Here is a 17,627-nt window from a genome sequence, read left to right as displayed (position 1 = left end):
AGCACTTAACGCGCTGCCTGCCTGGGCAACGCGGTTCCATAACAACAACAGCGAGGTGAAAGCATGTCTGGCAATCGTGGTGTGGTGTATCTCGGCGCTGGCAAGGTCGAAGTACAGAAAATCGACTATCCGAAAATGCAGGACCCGCGTGGCAGGAAGATTAACCACGCCGTCATCCTGCGTGTGGTTTCCACCAACATCTGTGGTTCCGACCAGCACATGGTGCGCGGTCGTACCACCGCTCAAACCGGCCTGGTACTGGGCCACGAAATCACCGGGGAAGTGATCGAGAAGGGCAGCGACGTCGAGAACCTGCAAATCGGCGACCTGGTGTCCGTACCGTTCAACGTCGCTTGCGGGCGCTGCCGTTCGTGCAAAGAGATGCACACCGGCGTGTGCCTGAGCGTCAACCCGGCGCGTCCGGGAGGTGCCTACGGTTATGTCGACATGGGCGACTGGACCGGCGGCCAGGCCGAATACGCCATGGTGCCGTATGCCGACTTCAACCTGCTGAAACTGCCGGATCGCGATCGGGCCATGGAAAAAATCCGTGACCTGACTTGCCTCTCCGACATCCTGCCAACCGGCTATCACGGTGCCGTGACCGCCGGCGTTGGCCCAGGCAGCACGGTGTACATCGCCGGTGCCGGTCCGGTCGGTCTGGCGGCGGCCGCATCCGCTCGCCTGCTCGGCGCGGCAGTGGTGATCGTCGGTGACGTCAACACCGTGCGCCTGGCTCACGCCAAGGCCCAGGGCTTCGAGATCGCCGACCTGTCCCTGGACACGCCGCTGCACGAACAGATCGCCGCGCTGCTGGGCGAGCCGGAAGTGGATTGCGCCATCGACGCCGTCGGCTTCGAAGCCCGTGGCCACGGCCATGACGGCGTGAAACACGAAGCCCCGGCCACCGTGCTCAACTCGTTGATGGGCGTGGTGCGGGTGGCAGGCAAGATCGGTATCCCCGGCCTCTACGTGACCGAAGACCCGGGCGCTGTCGACGCTGCCGCGAAAATGGGCAGCCTGAGCATCCGCTTCGGTCTGGGCTGGGCCAAGTCCCACAGCTTCCACACCGGCCAGACCCCGGTGATGAAGTACAACCGTGCGCTGATGCAAGCGATCATGTGGGACCGCATCAACATCGCCGAAGTGGTGGGTGTCCAGGTGATCAGCCTGGATCAGGCACCGCAGGGTTATGGCGAGTTCGATGCCGGCGTGCCGAAGAAGTTTGTGATCGATCCGCACAAGATGTTCAGTGCGGCGTAAGCCTTCAGGCAATATAAAAACGGCGACCTTCGGGTCGCCGTTTTTGTTTGGGTTGTTTTACGTTGGGGGGGTACACCACACCCTGTGGCGAGGGGGCAAGCCCCCTCGCCACAAGGACAATCACAACGTCGCCAACGCCCCTTGGTATAGCACCGGTCCTGTTGGCTGTCCGGTCGGCGAACCACCCTTCGGTTCAAGGCTGACCGCCAGCGCAATCGGCTTGCCGATCAGCGTTTTTTGCGCGTCGCTCAGCTCAACTTTGCCTTTGCCGCCCGCCGGGATCACGCCGAGGGAAATTGGTTTGCCGTCCGCCGGAATCGCCCACAACTCCAGGCTTTGCCCCGGTTCTATCGCTGCCAGTGTCAGCGGTTCGAATTGCAGGTAATCGGCATGGGCCAGAACACGCAATGCCGGCTGGGCGTCGGCGCCGGCCAGGGTCGCACTGTAGTGGGCATCGTCGCGGGTGTAGATCACACCAAGGGTTACGGCGATCAGCAGCGAGCACACCGCAGCCGTCACTCGCAGCCAATTCCAGAACGGCCGCTTGTGCGGCACGTGCAATTCTTGTGGTTCGATCCGCGCGGTGATGCCTTGCCAGACGCGATCCGGCACCGGTTGCTCCGGCAGGGTTTCGGTCAGGCTGGCCAGGCTTTCCTGCCACTGGGCCAATTCCGCGCGCAAGGTGGCGTCTTCCAGCAACAGCTGTTCGAAACGCCGACGCGCGGTGGCGGGCATCAAGCCAATGGCGTAGTCGGCGGCGAGGGCGCGACGCAGGGTCGGGGTTTGATAGTTCATGATTCAAGGCACCTGCGCAGGCGTTCCATGCCGCGACGGATCCAGGACTTCACCGAGCCCAACGGCGCGGCCAGGTGTTCGGCGAGTTCCGCACACGACAGCCCCTGGAAGTAGGCGACGGTAATCGACTGGCGCTGCATGCCTTCGAGGGTGTCCAGGCAGCGGTTCAGGGCGCGGGCTTCACGGGCACTGTCCAGTTGCTCATGGGCCGACGGGCTTTCATCCATGAGCATCTGTTCTTCGACATCGCTCAATGGCCGGTCACGGTGTTTGCGCAACTGGTCGATGGCCTGGTGACGGGTGATGTTGATCATCCAGGTCAGAGGCGCTGATAGATGCGCTTCGTAGCGCGATGCATTGTTCCAGATGCGCACGAAGCTCTCCTGCAGCACCTCTTCGGCCAGGTCCGGACGGCCCATGAAGCGCAGCGCTACCCCGTGCAGGCGGGGGCCGACACTGCGGTACAGCGTCTCGAACGCGCGGCGGTCGCCCAATGAACACTGGGCCAGCAGTTGCCTGAGCTGATCGGCGTCGACGGTGGGAATAGCAGTTCTCCCGCAGGGCTGGGCAAGGGGGCGGTGGCAGGCAGAGGTTAGTTCACAGTGCCCGGTTGTTCCATTCACGGCGAACCGCTCGAAAGGATCGCCGCCCCCGATGCACAGGGACGGCGATACGGCTCAGCCTTTGGGCATCAGCACTTTGTCGATGACCTGAATCACCCCGTTGGACTGATACACGTCATAAGTGGTGATGTCGGCGATGTCGCCCTTTTCATCCTTGATGGTGATGTTGTGCGGGCCGTTCATCATTGCCCACAGTTTGCCGCCGGCCACAGTGGTCAGTTCGGCCTTGCCGCCACCGGCCCTGATTTTCTCGACCAGGGTCTTCATATCGAGTTTTCCGGCGACCACGTGGTAGGTGAGAATGTGCGTCAGCGTGGCCTTGTTGGCCGGTTTGAGCAGGGTGTCGACGGTGCCTGCGGGCAGGGCGGTGAAGGCCGAATTGACCGGGGCGAACACGGTGAACGGGCCTTTGCCCTTGAGGGTGTCGACCAGGCCAGCAGCTTTTACCGCGGCGACCAGGGTGGTGTGATCGGCGGAGTTCACCGCGTTATCGACGATGTCCTTGCTCGGCAACATGGCCTGGCCGCCGACCGTGACGGTGTCGTGGCCCATGTCCGCTGCTTGCACGGTGTTGAGGACGAGTCCGCCACCAAGGGCCAGGGTCAGCAGGCTGGCAATCAATGGCGTTTTGATCGAAGTGCGTTTCATGGTGATGATCCTTGTGATGAGAATCGGCCAGGAGTGTCTGTCCGTGCTTGATATACGCGGGAGAAGCCAGACTGGATGCAGGGCAGGGGATTTTCCCTGTAGGAGCGAGCCTGCTCGCGATGGACGTCAACACTAACGCATACTTCTTGAATCAACGCGTTGCCCTGGAGTTCATCGCGAGCGGGCTGGCTCCCACAGAGGGGGCGGGAACAATGTCCGGGGAATCCGGTCCAATACACAGTTTTTCGCCGCCCATTGCCGGGCGGTGTTCATAGAGGATGTCTGAATGAAGGTTTTACGCGGTTTTGCCCTGGCATCGCTCTTGACCCTGGCGGTCAGCCCGGCCTTTGCACAGTTCAACCTGAGCGATGCGGCCAGCGCGATTGCGGGCATGAAGGGCGGTGACGCGGCTGCGACTGCCGCACCGACGCCGCAGACAGCCGATCTGCTGAGCACCCTCAGTGAACTGAACATCACCCCACAGCAAGCCGTCGGCGGCGCCGGGGCGATGCTGGGGTTGGCGAAGAATCAGTTGAGTTCGACCGATTACTCGGAACTGGCCAAAAGCGTGCCGGGCATCGACATACTCTCGGGCGGCGGTGAGTTGGGCGCGCTGGCCGGCCTGCTCGGTTCCAGCGGCAAAGCTGCAGGGCTGGATAACGCCCTGGGCAACGTCAAGGACACCAATGACCTGAACAACGCCTTCAGCGCCCTGGGCATGGACAGCGGCATGATCGGCCAGTTTGCCCCGGTGCTCCTGCAATACTTCGGTCAGCAGGGTGTCGGCGGTTCGTTGCTGAGCAGCCTGGGCAGCATCTGGGGCGCTGGCGCCGGTAGCTGATTCAGTGGCGCCCGGCGCGCAAGGCGTCGATGCGCCGGTCCTTCTCGATCCAGAGCTGGTTGACCCAGTTCTGGACCTTCTCGCGAAACAGCGGATCATTTTCGTAATTGCCCTGCCATAGCGCCGGGTCGAGTTCGCGGGTCTTGATGTCGATGATGACCCTGGGCAGATTGCCGCTGATCAGATCCCAGAACCCCGGGATCTTTTGCTGCGGGTAGACCACTGTCACATCGAGAATGGCGTCCAGCTGTTCACCCATCGCCGCCAGCACGAACGCCACACCGCCAGCCTTGGGTTTGAGCAGGTGAGTGAATGGCGACTGCTGTTGAGCGCTTTTCGCTGCGGTGAAACGCGTACCTTCCAGATAGTTGACCACCGTCACCGGCTGGCGCTTGAACAGCTCGCAGGCTTGTTTGGTGATCTGCAGATCCTCGCCCGCCAGTTCCGGGTGCTTCGCCAGGAACGCCTTGCTGTAGCGCTTCATGAACGGGTAGTCCAGCGCCCACCATGCCAGGCCCAGGAAAGGCACCCAGATCAGCTCTTTCTTGAGGAAGAATTTGAAGAACGGCGTGCGCCGGTTCAGCGTCTGGATCAGCGCCGGGATGTCGACCCAGGATTGGTGGTTGCTGATCACCAGGTAAGAGGTGTCGCGACGCAGGTCATCACCGCCACGGATATCCCATTGGGTGGGGATGCAGACGCGGAAAATCAGTTTGTCGATTTCCGACCAGGTTTCGGCGATCCACATCACCGCCCAGGACGCGTAGTCGCGTAAACGGCCGGGCAGGACCAGTTTGAGCAGGGCAAACACCATCAGCGGTCCGATCAGGACCAGGGTGTTGAGCAGAAGCAGCAGGGTCAAGAAACAGCCGGTGAGCAGGCGGCGCATAAGTCACTCGTGGAAGCGGTTGGGCGCGCCATGATAAGCAGCTTCGGGCAACAGGCCAAATCGGTGGTGACGAATGTTTCACTTGCGGGTCGCTAACCTTGTGGGAACGATCAAGCTGACAACGGTCTAAAATCCGGCTGTTCACTCTCATGGAAGCCCATTACGTGAAATCCCTCCTTGCAGTGCTTACCCTTGTCGCCCTGCCGGTCATGGCCGCCGAGCCCACCCTCTATGGGCGTTACGAATACATCGCGCTGCCGGAAATCGGCGGTGAAGTGCTCAAGGCCAAGATGGATACTGGCGCACTAACGGCGTCGCTGTCGGCCAAGGACATCGAAACCTTCACCCGCGACGGCGAAGACTGGGTGCGTTTCCGTCTCGCCACCAAGGACGCGAGCAATAAGGTCTATGAACACAAGGTCGCGCGCATCAGCAAGATCAAGACCCGTTCCGAAGAGGACGAAGATGAAGACACCGCCGCGCCGACCAAGCGTCCGGTGGTCGATCTGGAGCTGTGCCTGGGCAACGTCAAGCGCACCGTGGAGGTCAACCTCACCGACCGCAGCAGCTTCAACTACCCGTTGCTGATTGGCGCCAAGGCGTTGCGCGAGTTCGGCGCGGCGGTGAACCCGGCGCGGCGGTTTACCGCGAACAAGCCCGATTGCTGATTGACGAGGTGTGAGGCTTGGGGCACCGTTCGCCCACATCCCTGCCGGGCTCGGACGCCATGCCTCATATCCTGATTGTCGAAGACGAAGCGGCCATTGCCGATACCCTGGTTTTCGCCCTGCAAAGCGAGGGGTTCACCACCACATGGCTGAGCCTCGGCGCGGCCGCGCTGGAGCATCAGCGCCAGACTCCGGCGGATCTGATCATTCTCGATATCGGCCTGCCGGACATCAGCGGCTTCGAAACCTGCAAGCAACTGCGGCGCTTCAGCGAAGTGCCGGTGATGTTCCTCAGTGCCCGCGATGGCGAGATCGATCGCGTCGTGGGCCTGGAAATCGGCGCCGACGATTATGTGGTCAAGCCGTTCAGTCCCCGGGAGGTGGCGGCGCGCGTCCGGGCGATTCTCAAGCGTATGGCACCGCGTACGGCGAGCGAACCTTCAGCGGCGCTGTTTCGCATCGACAGCGAACGTGTGCAAATCAGCTATCGCGGTCAATTGCTGACCCTGACCCGCCATGAATTCCGCCTGCTGCAATGCCTGCTGGAGCAACCCGAGCGGGTCTTCAGTCGCGAACAGTTGCTCGATGCGGTGGGCGTGGCCGCCGACGCCGGTTACGAGCGCAGCATCGACAGCCACATCAAGAGCGTGCGCGCCAAACTGCGCCTGGTGAAGGCTGACGCCGAACCGATCCAGACCCACCGCGGCCTCGGCTACAGCTACAGCCCGGGACAAAGCTGATGCCGCTGGGAATCCGGATTTTCCTGGTCTACGCACTGTTCATCGGCCTGACGGGCTACTTTGTGCTCAACACGGTCATGCAGGAAATCCGCCCCGGCGTTCGCCAGTCCACCGAAGAAACCCTGGTCGATACCGCCAACCTGATGGCCGAGATCCTGCGTGACGACTTCAAGGCCGGCAGCCTCAACCAGAACCGCTGGCCGGAACTGCTCAAGGCCTATGGTGAGCGGCAGCCGGCGGCGAAAATCTGGGGTTCGCCGAAGAATCAGGTCAACCACCGTATCTACGTCACCGACGCCAGGGGCATCGTCGTGCTGGACTCCAGCGGGACGGCGGTGGGGCAGGATTACTCGCGCTGGAACGATGTCTACCTGACGCTGCGCGGCGAATACGGTGCCCGCTCCACGCGCAATGATCCCGACGATCCGGGGTCTTCGGTGATGCACGTCGGTGCGCCGATTCGCGACAATGGCCAGATCATCGGCGTGGTCAGCGTGGCCAAGCCCAACAGTTCGCTGCAGCCTTATGTGGACCGCACGGAGCGCCGGCTGCTGGCTTATGGCGCCGGCTTGATCGGTCTCGGTCTGTTGTTCGGCGCGTTGTTGTCCTGGTGGCTGAGCCGCGCGTTGCGCAGATTGACGGCGTACGCCCAGGGCGTCAGTGAAGGCCGGCGGGTCGAAGTGCCACACTATCGCGGCGGAGAACTGGAACAGTTGGCCACTGCGGTTGAGCAGATGCGCACACAGCTTGAAGGCAAGGCCTATGTCGAGCGTTACGTGCACACATTGACCCATGAACTGAAGAGTCCGCTGGCAGCCATTCGTGGCGCAGCGGAGCTGTTGCAAGGCGATATGCCTCTGGCGCAGCGACAACGCTTCGTCGGCAACATCGACAGCGAAAGTGCACGCATGCAGCAGCTGATCGAGCGGTTGCTGAATCTGGCGCAAGTCGAGCAGCGCCAGGGTCTGGAAGAACGCGTCGAGGTGCCGCTGGGTGCATTGTTGGATCAATTGCTGAGTGCTCAGGCGGCGCGAATCGAAACCCGTCGGTTGCAGGTGGAGCAGACAATTGCCGCGGACCTGACGCTCTGTGGCGAGCCGTTTTTGTTGCGGCAGGCGTTGGGCAACCTGTTGGAAAACGCCCTGGATTTCACCCCGGTCCAAGGCATGATGGGATTCAGTGCGCAGAGGGTGGGCGAGCAGGTCGAGTTCAAGCTGTTCAATCAGGCCGAGGCCATTCCCGACTATGCGTTGCCACGGTTGAGCGAGCGTTTCTACTCGCTGCCGAGACCGGACAGCGGACGCAAAAGCACCGGGCTTGGCCTGAACTTCGTCGAGGAAGTGGTCAAGCTGCATGGCGGTACCCTGAGCATCGGCAATGTCGACGGCGGGGTGGAAGTCAGGTTGCGCTTGCCTTGACACCGAGTCGCGGCCATCGCGAGCAAGCTCGCTCCCACAGTTGATTTATATTGTGCGCAGAACTTGTGTTCACAGAAGATCCAGTGTGGGAGCGAGCTTGCTCGCGATGGGGGCGGCCGAATCTCCACACAATCTCCATATTCCCCCCATAACCCCATCACACACTGAATCCAGACTTTCCCCATCCAAAACAGGGAGAGTCCCATGAACCGTAGCCTGACCCTAAAACTCGGGGCAATTGCCCTGTTGATTGTGTTGTTGCTGATTCCACTCCTGATGATCAACGGCGTGATACGCGACCGTCAGCAACTGCGTGACGGCGTGCTCGACGACATCGCCCGCAGTTCCAGCTTCAGCCAGCAGGTGAGCGGTCCGTTGATGGTGGTGCCGTATCGCAAGGTGGTGCGCACCTGGAAGACCCGTGAAAAAACCAACGAGCGCTATCAAGACATCGGCGAAGAGCGTGGTCGTCTGTATTTCCTGCCGGAACGTTTCGAACTCGACGGCCAGGTGCAGACCGAGTTGCGCTCCCGGGGGATTTACCAGGCGCGGCTGTTTCATGCCGACAATCGCATCAGTGGGCATTTTTCGTTGCCGGCGCGGCTCGGTATCAAGGAAGACTTTGCCGATTACCAGTTCGACCAACCGTTTCTTGCCGTCGGCATCAGCGACATCCGTGGCATCGAAAATGCCTTGAAACTCGAACTTGACGGCCAGCGCCTGGACTTCATTCCCGGAAGCCAGGTCGGCTGGCTGGGTGAGGGTGTGCACGTGACGCTGCCGGCGCTGAAGGCAGAACAGGCTGCGGAGCTGGACTTCGGTTTTGATTTGCGCCTGCAAGGCACAGGCGTGTTGCAGGTATTGCCGGTGGGTAAGACCAGCACGGTTTCGCTGAGTGCCGACTGGCCTCACCCAAGCTTCATCGGCAACTACCTGCCGGCCCAGCGTGAAGTGACCGATCAGGGATTTACCGCCAACTGGCAGGCATCGTTTTTCTCCACCAATCTGCAGGAGGCCTTGAGCACTTGCGTCACCGGTGGTGACTGCACAGCCTTCAGTGGCCGCAGCTTTGGCGTGAGTTTCATCGACCCGGTGGACCAGTATCTGAAAAGCGACCGGGCGATCAAATACGCCCTGCTGTTCATCGTCCTGACGTTCGCCGGTTTCTTCCTCTTCGAAGTGCTGAAAAGCCTGGCCGTGCACCCGGTGCAATACGCTTTGGTGGGGGTGGCCCTGGCGTTCTTCTATCTGCTGTTGCTGTCGTTGTCCGAACACATCGGTTTTGGCCTGGCGTATCTGCTGTCGGCGGCTGGTTGCGTGGTGTTGATCGGTTTTTACGTGTGCCATGTCCTGCGCAGCGTCGTGAACGGGTTGAGTTTCTCCGCAGGGCTGGCGGCGTTGTACGGCCTGCTTTATGGCGTGTTGAGCGCCGAGGATTACGCACTGCTGATGGGCTCGTTGCTGCTGTTCGCTTTGTTGGGTGTGTTCATGGTGCTGACCCGCAAGCTGGACTGGTACGGGATCGGGCAGAAAACGGCCAAACCGTTGGCGTTCGATGTGGGGGAAGTGCAATGAGCCGGTCGTTGGGGTTGCGCGAGGATCAGCGTTGGAGCGAGGTGTTGGTGACGCGGATTTTGCAGTGGTTGCCGGATGAACCGCGTTGGAATTGTCGTGAGCAGGCTCGCTCCCACAAGGGTTCTGCAGTGAATACAAAACACGATCCAATGTGGGAGCGAGCCTGCTCGCGATGAGGCCGGTACCGTCAGCGAAGATTTAAACCTTGGGCATCGTCGCAATCATCGAAGGCCGCTGACTCACCTCGAAATACCACGCCGCCAGTTGCGGATTGGTTGCACGCCAATCCAGATCCGGATGGCGCAGATCCAGGTAACCCAACGCACACGCCACGCTGATCGCGGCGACGTCGAAGTGGCAGGTCAGCTCGGCAATCGCGTCCTTTTCCAGCAATGCCAGGGCACGGCGGATCTTGTCGCGCTGGCCGTCGAGCCATTCGTCCCAGTGCTTTTCCGGGGCGCGCAGGGCGACTTCGTAGCGCACTAGCACGGCCGCATCCATGATCCCGTCGGCCAGCGAAGCGAGGGTCAGGCGCCGCCAGCGGGCCGAGCCTTCGCGGGGGATCAGCGGGTTGCCGACGTGCTGCTGGTCGAGGTAGTCGAGGATGACCCGGCTGTCATGGATGATGTTGCCATCGGCCAGGCGCAGCGCCGGGATCTTGCCCAGGGGGTTGTCTTCGATCAGCGTGAGGTCCGGGTTGACCGGGGTGAGCACGCTGGTCTGCAACGCCACCCGGCCCTGCTGACCGGTTTCGTGCAGCAGCACCATGACTTTGCGAACGAAGGGAGAGAGCGGGTTGTGGTACAGGGTCATGCTCGGGGCGGACATGGCAGCGTCTCGATCGGTGGCAGTGTCGGGCAGCATAGCGCGTTGATGCGATAGCTCAAGATCACCGTCACCTGTAGGAGCGAGCCTGCTCGCGAAAAAACTGAGGGCGCCGCGTGGTGTCAGGTGCCCAGCGTCATCGTTAACGACCTTCGCGAGCAGGCTCGCTCCTACAGGGGTTGCGTTTTAGCTGGCGGGTTGCAGCGTCTGCCCGGCTTCAGGGCCTGTAGCGGCCCGGGGCTTGATCTCACGGGCAACCGTCCAGACGATGAACGCGGCAATGATGTCGAAAATCGCCAGCACCACGAACAGCGGGCTGTAGCCGATCTTGGTCACCATCACGCCAAACACCAGCGTGAACGCGGCGGCGCCCAGGTAGCCGAACATGCCGCCCATGCCGGTGGCGGTGGCCACTTCGTTTTTGCCGAACGAGTCAGAGGTGATCGCATACAACGCGCCGGACAAGGTCTGGTGAGCGAAGCCGCCGATGCACAGCAGCGCAATCGCGGTGTACGGGCTGGCCACCAGGCCGATGCAGGCCGGGCCGATCATGCACGAGGCGCCGAACAGCAGGACCATTTTGCGCGAGGTGAACAACGATACGTTGCAGTACTTGTGGAAGAACGGGCTCAGGTAGCCGCCGAGTACGCAGCCGAGGTCGGCGGCGAGGAACGGCAGCCAGGCGAACATCGCGATCTCTTTGATGTTCATGTGCCGTTCGGTCATCAGGTACAGCGGGATCCATGCGTTGAAGGTCTGCCAGGCTGGCTCGGAGAGCATGCGCGCACTGGCGATGGCGTAGAAGTTGCGGCTGCCGATGATCTTTTTCCAGCTGCCTTTTTTCGTGGTCGGGTCTTTGAAATGATCTTCCTGGCCGCTGAGGATGTAGTCGCGTTCTTCATCGCTCAGGCGCTTTTGATCCCGCGGATGTTTGTAGAGCACCATCCACAGAAAGGTCCAGGCCACGCCCAGGCCGCCCACGATCAGGAACGCCAGTTCCCAGCCGCTGTGCAGGATCGCCCAGACCACCAGCGGCGGCGCCAGTACCGCACCAATCGAAGAGCCGATGTTGAACCAGCCGATGGCCACCGAGCGCTCTTTGGCCGGGAACCATTCAGTGGAGGTCTTGACCGCCGCCGGCAATCCCGCCGCTTCGGTCAGGCCAAGCAGGCCGCGGACAAAGGCCAGGCCCTGCCAACCGGTCGCCAGGGCCGCCAGCGCGCAGGCAATCGACCAGGCAAAGGCGAAAATGGCGAAGCCCATTTTGGTGCCGATGGCATCGATGATGTAGCCGGCCACCGGTTGCATCAGTGCATAGCACACCTGCCAGGCGACGACGATGTGCGAGTACTGCTCGGTGGAGATGTTCATTTCGCTCATCAGGGTCGGAGCGGCCACTGACAGGGTATTGCGAGCCAGGTAGTTGACCATCAGGCCGGCCGTCACCAGGCCGACCATCCACCAGCGGATGCCTTTGACTTTCATCACTTCACCATCATTTTCTTGGATTTATTTTTGGTGCCGCATTTGTTGTATGTTGTCGTACAACATGAGCCTTTATAGGAGCGCAAGGGTAAAACTGTCAACAAATATGTCAGGGAATTTGCAGGGGGAGGCGACGGGCGGGGAGTGTGGTTATCGTATGACTGGCGAATAGTTGAGACTTGCCGCTGTACCTGTGGGAGCGAGCCTGCTCGCGAAAGCGGTGTGTCAACCAACATCAATGGCGACTGAGACACCGCATTCGCGAGCAGGCTCGCTCCCACAGGGGGTTAACGGCGTTGAAAGAGGCCGCGCAGGGCAAACGCGGCGGGGATGCCCAGCCCCAGCCAACTCAGCGAGTCCCACACACCATCCCCGAGCAACGCGGCAAACAAGCCGGCCGCACTGAGCAGCGCGATGACGGTCGGAATGGCAAACACTTTCCAGAAGTTCGACTGCCGGGGCTTCATGCCACGCTCTCCGCTTTTTCCGCCACGGGTTTTACCGCCTTGCGCCGCACCACCCACAGATAAACGCCGCTGCCGAGCACGATGATGGTCAGCACATCGAGGGTCGCCCAGAGTATTTGCATCGGCATGCCGCCGTAGTCACCGAAGTGCAGCGGCTGCGACATGCCCATGGCGTCCATGTACCAGGGGCGTTCGGCCACGGCAGTGACTTGCAGGGTGCTGGCGTCGATCAGCACCGGCGTCAGCAGGTGCGAGGTCAGGTGCGTGCTGCCTTTCATGAACACCGCGTAATGGTGCTCACTGGAAAAGCGCGTGCCGGGGAAGGCGATGAAGTCCGCCTGCATGCCCGGCGCGACGTCCCGGGCGATGTCGAGCAAGCGGGTGGCCGGCGCCAGGTGCGTCAGCGGCGGCGCATCACGGTACGGTGCGACCATGGCGCTCAGGCTGTCGTTGCGCCACGCAGCGATGATCAGGTCGGCGCAGGCACTGATTACGCCGGTCACGCCGACCACCATAGCCCAGGTCAAGGTCACCACACCGATCAGGTTATGCAGGTCGAGCCAGCGCAGGCGCGTGGATTTGTCCTGGCGCACGGTGGCGAATTTCAAGCGGCGCATGAACGGCAGGTACAGCACCGTGCCGGAAACGATCGCCACGACGAACAGAATGCCCATGAACGCCAGCAGCAATTTGCCCGGCAAGCCGGCGAACATGTCCACATGCAGGCGCAGCATGGTCAGCATGAAACCGCCATTGGCCGATGGCGTTTCCAGCGCTTCGCCGGTGCGGGCGTCGAGCATGAACGTGTGGGACGAGTTCGGTTCGGTGCCGGCGGTCGCGGCCATGATCGTCAGCACCGCGTTGGGTTCATCGTCCTCGAAGCCAAAGTACTGCATGGCTTCACCGGGACGATGTTTTTGGGCCGCCTCTACCAGCTGCTGCAGATTCAGGCGTGGGGTGTCCGCCGGCATTTCCTTCACTTGCGGCGCATCGCCCAGCAAGTGGTCGATCTCGTGGTGAAAGATCAACGGCAGGCCGGTCAGTGCCAGCATCAGCAGGAATACCGTACAAATCAGGCTGGTCCAGGTATGGACAGTGGACCAGCGGCGAATTGTTTTACTTTTCATTTCATGGCCTTCAGAAAAACCAAAGCCGTCCACGAAGGACGGCCTGATCATTGGGCGTGTCAGCTCAACGCGTTACCACTTGTAGGTTGCACTGGCGACGACACTGCGCTGGTCGCCGTAGTAGCAGTAGAAGCTGTCGCAAGTCGAGATGTAGTCCTTGTCGAACAGGTTGGTTGCGTTAACGGCCAGCGAAGCGCCCTTGAGGCTGTTGTCCAGGCGGCCGAGGTCATAGTGTACCGCGGCGTCGAACACCGTGTAGGCGTCGGCCTTGCCCAGCCAGGTGTTGGCCTCGTCGCCATACGTATTGCCGGTGTAGCGCGCGCCGGCGCCGATGCCGAAGCCGTCGAGCACGCCGTTGTGCCAGGTGTAGTCACCCCATACCGATGCTTGCTGGTTAGGCATCAGCTGCAGGCGATTGCCCTTGAACGCGCCGTCCTGCACTTCGGACTTGGCCAGGGTATAGGCGGCGGTGACCTTGAGGTTCTCGGTCACGTCGGAAACAGCTTCCAGTTCCAGGCCTTTGACTCTCACTTCGCCGGTCTGGCTGGTGATCGTCACGTTACCCACGTTGTTGGTGACGGAAACGTTTTTCTGGGTCAGGTCATACACGGCTGCGGTCAACAGCGTGTTGCTGCCCGGTGGCTGGTACTTGATACCCAGTTCCCATTGCTTGCCTTCGGTCGGCTTGAACGAATCGGTCGGCGAGGCGACGGCATTGCTGGCCGGCTGGAACGATTCGGCGTAGGACAGATAAGGCACGAAACCCGAATCGAACACGTAGCTGATCGCTGCGTTGCCGCTGAAGTTCTTGTCGCGCTCGGTGTTGGTGGCATCACCCTTGTTGAAGAACTTGGTCCCGGTATGCACCCAGTCTTCACGACCGCCGAGGGTCAGGCGCCATTGGTCGAGGGCCATTTGATCCTGGACGTACAGACCGGTCTGGTGGGTCTTCTGGTCATAGTCGTAAAACGCCGAGGAGCGTGGTGGACGAGTGATCGGCAAGCCATAGACTGGGTTGTTGACGTTGATGGCCGGTGCGCCACCGAAGATCGAGGTGTAGTTGGTGTTGCTGCGCTGGTGGTCCAGGCCGATCAACAGCGTGTGTTGGATGTCACCGGTGGCGAAGTCGCCCTGGAAGTTGTTGTCCACGGCGAACTGGCTGATGTCCTCGTCGACATTGGTGGTGCCGCGCCCGGTGTTGCCTTCGTCGTCTACGACAAACCCGATGGACGGAAAGTAGCTGTTGACGGTAACCGTCTGGAACGACAGATCCGACTTGGTGTAGCGCAGGTTCTGGCGGAACTGCCATACATCGTTCAGGCGATGTTCGAAGGCATAGCCCAGTGCGTAATAGGTGCGGTCGTAGAAGTCGTAGTCCGGATCACCCAGGTTCTTGTGGTGCGAGATCTTGCCGAACGGCATGTCGATCTTGGTGCCCTGAATCGGGTAGAACTGGCTGGTCACGCCGGTATCGTCACGGGTGAACTGCGTCAGCAGGGTGAATTTTGTGTCTTCGTCGATGTTCCACGTCAGGCTTGGTGCAATGTTGTAGCGCTTGTCATCGATATGATCGATCTGGGTGCCACCGTCACGCACCACGCCGCTCACACCGTAGAGAAAGCGGCCTTCGTCGTCGATCTTGCCGGTGCTGGCGAAGTTGATCTGGCGATGGTTGTCGCTGCCGTATTGCAGTTGGACCTCGCTGCTGGCTTCGGCGCTCGGGCGCCGGCTGACCATGTCCAGCAGGCCGCCCGGCGGGGTCTGGCCGTACACGGACGAGGCCGGGCCGCGCAGCAGTGCCAGGCGGTCGAGGTTCCAGGTTTCCTGTTTCGGGTTGGCGTACACGCCTTTTGGCAGCGGCAGGCCGTCGAGGAATTGAGTCGGCTCGAAACCGCGCACGCGCAACCAGTCGGCGCGGGTGTCGCTGCCGTAGCTGCTGGCGGTGATACCCGGCAGGTAGCGCACGGCATCATCGAGAGTATGTGCGTTGCGGTCGTCCATCTGCTCGCGAGTGACGACCGAAATCGAGCGCGGCGCCTCGACCAGCGCGGTATCGGTCTTGGTGCCGGCGGCGGTGCGCTTGGCCAGGTAGCCCTGCACCGGGCCCCAAGCGCTTTCAGTGTCTTCCACGCCGATCACGCTGGTCGCCGGCAGGGCCAACACACCCTCGGGCACAGCCACCAGGCTGTAGGTGCCCGCACTGCTCTGTTCCAGTTGCAACCCGGTGCCACGCAGGGCTTCGCGCAGGGCGCCGGCCGCGTCGAACTGGCCTTGGACCGGTGCCGACGTCTTGCCCGCCGCCAGTGACGGATTCAGCGACAGGGCCAGGCCGGCCTGGCTGGCGATCTGGTTCAGGGTGCTGGCCAGCGGTGCGGCTGGCAGGTTGTAGGCGCGAACGCTGGACGCTTGTTCAGCGGCGATCAGTTGGCTGCTGGCCAAAGGGGTGCAAAGGGCAATGGCGACCGCCAGCAAACTGGGGCGCAACAAGGTGTCTAGCGAACGGGACATACAGCGGCTCCTGAATGGAAATATTTCTCAATTGCCTGTGTGCCGAACGAAAATCAGAAAGTGATAGGGCTGGATGAAAATAATTTCGATTCAGTTATCCATTTGAGACCATGGGCTTTTGTGGCGAGGGGGCTGTGTGGGGATTCAGGGCTTGGTGTCGGCCTTGGCCACCACCGTCACCCACCATTGCGTGTGCTGTTCGATCTGCACCGGCAGGGTCGGCAGCAGGGCATTGAGCGCCAGGTCGGTGTCGCGCAGCGGGAAGCTGCCGGTGATGCGCAGGTCGGCCACTTCCGGCGCGACGCCTACATGACCGGTGCGATAGCGGCCGATCTCATTCACCAGATCTTCCAGCCGCGTGTTGTCCACCACCAGCATGCCGCGGGTCCAGGCGTCCGCGCCGAGGTTGACGGCCAGAACCGGACCCATGCCTTTGTTGCGGATCAGCACCTGCTGGCCTTCGTGCAGGATCTGTTCGTCAGGGCTGGACTCAGGGTGAGCCGCCACCGCCGACTGCAATACGCTCAGGCGCGTACCTTGTTCTTCACGCTTGACCAGAAACCGCGTACCCAGCGCACGCATGCTGCCTTCACGGGTTTCGACAATGAACGGCCGGGGATCGCCATGACCGGTTTCAACCAGGATCTCGCCTTCTTGCAGCACGATGCGCCGCTGCTTCTCATCGAAGCGCACATCGAGCGCACTGTGGGTGTTGAGATTGATCAGCGTGCCATCAGCCAGGCGCAGAGTGCGCTGTTCGCCAACGGCGGTACGCTGGTCGGCCAGCCAATAATCGATCGGCAGATAACGTGGCCCGGCAAACAGCGCCAGGCCGATCACCGCCACGAAGCTCGCCACGCCAGTGCCGAGCTTGCGCACCCGGCGACGGATGCCTTCGCGCGATTGCAGCAGGGCGGTGCGGGCCGGGCCGCTGGCCGCGCTGAAACGCTGGTCGAGCATGCCCAACTGGCGCCAGGCGCGGGCGTGCTCTTCGTGGGCGGCGTGCCACTTGGCGAATTCTTCGCGTTCTACCGGGTTGGCGCCATCCATGGACAACTGCCAGGCAATCGCCGCGTCCAGCACGTTGGCCGATACCGGTTTGGAACTGACCGGGCTCATGTCGGCTCACCGTACAGCGCGATGTAGCACTGGCGAATGCCTTGGGCCAGGTACTGGCGCACCCGCGGCACCGACACCCCCAGGCGCTCGGCGATTTCTGCGTGGCCGAGGCCGTCGAGACGGTTGTAGAGGAACGCCGCCCGGGCCTTGCTGGAAAGCTTGCCGAGCAAACGGTCAATGTTCTTCAGGTCTTCGAGGATCATTTGCTGTTCTTCCACCGACGGTTGCTCGGCTTCGGGAATCAGCATCAGCTCGGTGAGATAGGCCTGTTCCAGCGCGGCGCGCCGGAAATAATCGAACAGCAGGCCCTTGGCGATCGCCACCAGGAATGCCCGCGGCTCGCGCGGTTCCTTCAGTTCCTCTCGGCCGAGCAAGCGCACGAAAGTGTCCTGGCTCAGGTCTTCGGCCCGCTGTGGGCAGGCGACGTTGCGGCGAAGCCAGGCCAATAGCCAACTGCGGTGGTCGCGATATAGCGCACCGACGAGCTCACTTTGAGGGCTTGGGACTGACGACACGCCGCATCACCGATTGGGAAATGTTAACTAACGAGAATTGTTCGCGATTCTGTCAGAGGCGAGGGAGGTAAGCAATTGGCGTTGGTCGGGCGGGATTTTGGTGACGGCCCCTGTAGGAGCG

The 17,627-nt window shown here is 61.6% G+C and carries 17 protein-coding genes; 6 read left to right on the top strand and 11 right to left on the bottom strand.

The window, feature by feature from the left end; genetic code table 11:
• The first annotated feature begins 63 nt into the window (after window positions 1-63).
• Window positions 64-1,263 (top strand): formaldehyde dehydrogenase, glutathione-independent, encoded by a 1,200-nt coding sequence (gene fdhA / locus EI969_RS14835; RefSeq protein ID WP_103396677.1) that lies wholly within the window; start codon window positions 64-66, stop codon window positions 1,261-1,263.
• Window positions 1,264-1,383: 120 nt separating this feature from the next.
• On the opposite strand, the gene EI969_RS14830 is transcribed toward fdhA, so the two are convergent.
• Genes EI969_RS14830 through EI969_RS14820 form a run of 3 tightly spaced genes read right to left on the bottom strand, consistent with a single transcriptional unit; the run spans window position 1,384 to window position 3,329 of the window.
• Window positions 1,384-2,058, bottom strand: a complete 675-nt coding sequence (locus EI969_RS14830; protein ID WP_160388462.1) for an anti-sigma factor domain-containing protein — start codon at window positions 2,056-2,058, stop codon at window positions 1,384-1,386.
• Window positions 2,055-2,681, bottom strand: a complete 627-nt coding sequence (locus EI969_RS14825; protein WP_160388461.1) for a sigma-70 family RNA polymerase sigma factor — start codon at window positions 2,679-2,681, stop codon at window positions 2,055-2,057. The genes EI969_RS14830 and EI969_RS14825 overlap by 4 nt, the downstream gene beginning before the upstream one ends.
• 54 nt (window positions 2,682-2,735) lie before the next feature.
• On the bottom strand, window positions 2,736-3,329 hold the full coding sequence (locus EI969_RS14820; protein ID WP_160388460.1) for a fasciclin domain-containing protein: 594 nt from the start codon (window positions 3,327-3,329) through the stop codon (window positions 2,736-2,738).
• Between the two features lie 286 nt (window positions 3,330-3,615).
• Between EI969_RS14820 and EI969_RS14815 the strand changes: the two genes are divergently transcribed.
• The gene (locus EI969_RS14815) at window positions 3,616-4,170 is read left to right on the top strand and encodes a DUF2780 domain-containing protein (RefSeq protein ID WP_160388459.1); all 555 of its coding nucleotides are present in this window, start codon (window positions 3,616-3,618) and stop codon (window positions 4,168-4,170) included.
• 1 nt (window position 4,171) lies between these two features.
• Here the strand turns inward: EI969_RS14815 and EI969_RS14810 are convergent, their stop codons facing one another.
• Window positions 4,172-5,059: an acyltransferase gene (locus EI969_RS14810; protein WP_160388458.1), complete on the bottom strand. Its 888-nt coding sequence runs from the start codon at window positions 5,057-5,059 to the stop codon at window positions 4,172-4,174.
• 164 nt (window positions 5,060-5,223) lie between these two features.
• On the opposite strand from EI969_RS14810, the gene EI969_RS14805 reads away from it, so the two are divergent.
• The 4 genes from EI969_RS14805 to creD all read left to right on the top strand — a co-directional run bounded on the left by EI969_RS14805 (window position 5,224) and on the right by creD (window position 9,460).
• Window positions 5,224-5,727 carry an ATP-dependent zinc protease gene (locus tag EI969_RS14805; RefSeq protein WP_160388457.1) on the top strand — a complete coding sequence of 168 codons (504 nt, stop codon included), beginning with the start codon at window positions 5,224-5,226 and terminating at the stop codon, window positions 5,725-5,727.
• Between the two features lie 59 nt (window positions 5,728-5,786).
• Complete coding sequence (creB, locus tag EI969_RS14800) at window positions 5,787-6,467, top strand: two-component system response regulator CreB (protein WP_160388456.1); 681 nt, start codon at window positions 5,787-5,789, stop codon at window positions 6,465-6,467.
• Window positions 6,467-7,885 carry a two-component system sensor histidine kinase CreC gene (gene creC, locus EI969_RS14795; RefSeq protein ID WP_160388455.1) on the top strand — a complete coding sequence of 473 codons (1,419 nt, stop codon included), beginning with the start codon at window positions 6,467-6,469 and terminating at the stop codon, window positions 7,883-7,885. Before creB ends, creC begins: the two co-directional genes overlap by 1 nt.
• Window positions 7,886-8,089: 204 nt before the next feature.
• Window positions 8,090-9,460, top strand: coding sequence for a cell envelope integrity protein CreD (gene creD, locus EI969_RS14790; protein ID WP_160388454.1), 1,371 nt, complete (start codon window positions 8,090-8,092; stop codon window positions 9,458-9,460).
• Window positions 9,461-9,658: 198 nt separating this feature from the next.
• Here the strand turns inward: creD and EI969_RS14785 are convergent, their stop codons facing one another.
• The 7 genes from EI969_RS14785 to EI969_RS14755 form a co-directional block, all read right to left on the bottom strand.
• Window positions 9,659-10,288 (bottom strand): glutathione S-transferase, encoded by a 630-nt coding sequence (locus EI969_RS14785; protein ID WP_160388453.1) that lies wholly within the window; start codon window positions 10,286-10,288, stop codon window positions 9,659-9,661.
• A gap of 183 nt (window positions 10,289-10,471) precedes the next feature.
• Window positions 10,472-11,770: an MFS transporter gene (locus EI969_RS14780; RefSeq protein WP_160388452.1), complete on the bottom strand. Its 1,299-nt coding sequence runs from the start codon at window positions 11,768-11,770 to the stop codon at window positions 10,472-10,474.
• 287 nt (window positions 11,771-12,057) lie between these two features.
• A complete protein-coding gene (locus EI969_RS14775) occupies window positions 12,058-12,237 on the bottom strand; it encodes a hypothetical protein (protein ID WP_160388451.1) in 180 nt (59 codons plus the stop codon).
• The gene (locus tag EI969_RS14770) at window positions 12,234-13,364 is read right to left on the bottom strand and encodes a PepSY domain-containing protein (protein ID WP_160388450.1); all 1,131 of its coding nucleotides are present in this window, start codon (window positions 13,362-13,364) and stop codon (window positions 12,234-12,236) included. The genes EI969_RS14775 and EI969_RS14770 overlap by 4 nt, the downstream gene beginning before the upstream one ends.
• A gap of 72 nt (window positions 13,365-13,436) precedes the next feature.
• Window positions 13,437-15,872, bottom strand: coding sequence for a TonB-dependent siderophore receptor (locus EI969_RS14765; protein ID WP_160388449.1), 2,436 nt, complete (start codon window positions 15,870-15,872; stop codon window positions 13,437-13,439).
• 144 nt (window positions 15,873-16,016) lie between these two features.
• Entirely contained in the window at window positions 16,017-16,991 is a 975-nt protein-coding gene (locus EI969_RS14760; protein WP_160388448.1) for a FecR domain-containing protein, read from the bottom strand.
• Window positions 16,988-17,506: an RNA polymerase sigma factor gene (locus tag EI969_RS14755; protein WP_160388447.1), complete on the bottom strand. Its 519-nt coding sequence runs from the start codon at window positions 17,504-17,506 to the stop codon at window positions 16,988-16,990. The genes EI969_RS14760 and EI969_RS14755 overlap by 4 nt, the downstream gene beginning before the upstream one ends.
• Window positions 17,507-17,627 lie beyond the last annotated feature (121 nt).

It is taken from the genome of Pseudomonas sp. PB101 (genome assembly GCF_009764265.1).
In the GTDB taxonomy this organism is placed as follows: domain Bacteria; phylum Pseudomonadota; class Gammaproteobacteria; order Pseudomonadales; family Pseudomonadaceae; genus Aquipseudomonas.
This window is presented reverse-complemented; position numbering and strand designations above follow the sequence as displayed.

Coding starts and splice junctions, on each gene's coding strand:
- creD (WP_160388454.1), top strand. CDS start 8,090: ATGAACCGTAGCCTGACCCTAAAACTCGGGGCAATTGCCCTGTTGATT.
- EI969_RS14770 (WP_160388450.1), bottom strand. CDS start 13,364: ATGAAAAGTAAAACAATTCGCCGCTGGTCCACTGTCCATACCTGGACC.
- fdhA (WP_103396677.1), top strand. CDS start 64: ATGTCTGGCAATCGTGGTGTGGTGTATCTCGGCGCTGGCAAGGTCGAA.
- creB (WP_160388456.1), top strand. CDS start 5,787: ATGCCTCATATCCTGATTGTCGAAGACGAAGCGGCCATTGCCGATACC.
- EI969_RS14775 (WP_160388451.1), bottom strand. CDS start 12,237: ATGAAGCCCCGGCAGTCGAACTTCTGGAAAGTGTTTGCCATTCCGACC.
- EI969_RS14830 (WP_160388462.1), bottom strand. CDS start 2,058: ATGAACTATCAAACCCCGACCCTGCGTCGCGCCCTCGCCGCCGACTAC.
- EI969_RS14810 (WP_160388458.1), bottom strand. CDS start 5,059: ATGCGCCGCCTGCTCACCGGCTGTTTCTTGACCCTGCTGCTTCTGCTC.
- EI969_RS14785 (WP_160388453.1), bottom strand. CDS start 10,288: ATGTCCGCCCCGAGCATGACCCTGTACCACAACCCGCTCTCTCCCTTC.
- EI969_RS14760 (WP_160388448.1), bottom strand. CDS start 16,991: ATGAGCCCGGTCAGTTCCAAACCGGTATCGGCCAACGTGCTGGACGCG.
- EI969_RS14815 (WP_160388459.1), top strand. CDS start 3,616: ATGAAGGTTTTACGCGGTTTTGCCCTGGCATCGCTCTTGACCCTGGCG.
- creC (WP_160388455.1), top strand. CDS start 6,467: ATGCCGCTGGGAATCCGGATTTTCCTGGTCTACGCACTGTTCATCGGC.
- EI969_RS14780 (WP_160388452.1), bottom strand. CDS start 11,770: ATGAAAGTCAAAGGCATCCGCTGGTGGATGGTCGGCCTGGTGACGGCC.
- EI969_RS14765 (WP_160388449.1), bottom strand. CDS start 15,872: ATGTCCCGTTCGCTAGACACCTTGTTGCGCCCCAGTTTGCTGGCGGTC.
- EI969_RS14820 (WP_160388460.1), bottom strand. CDS start 3,329: ATGAAACGCACTTCGATCAAAACGCCATTGATTGCCAGCCTGCTGACC.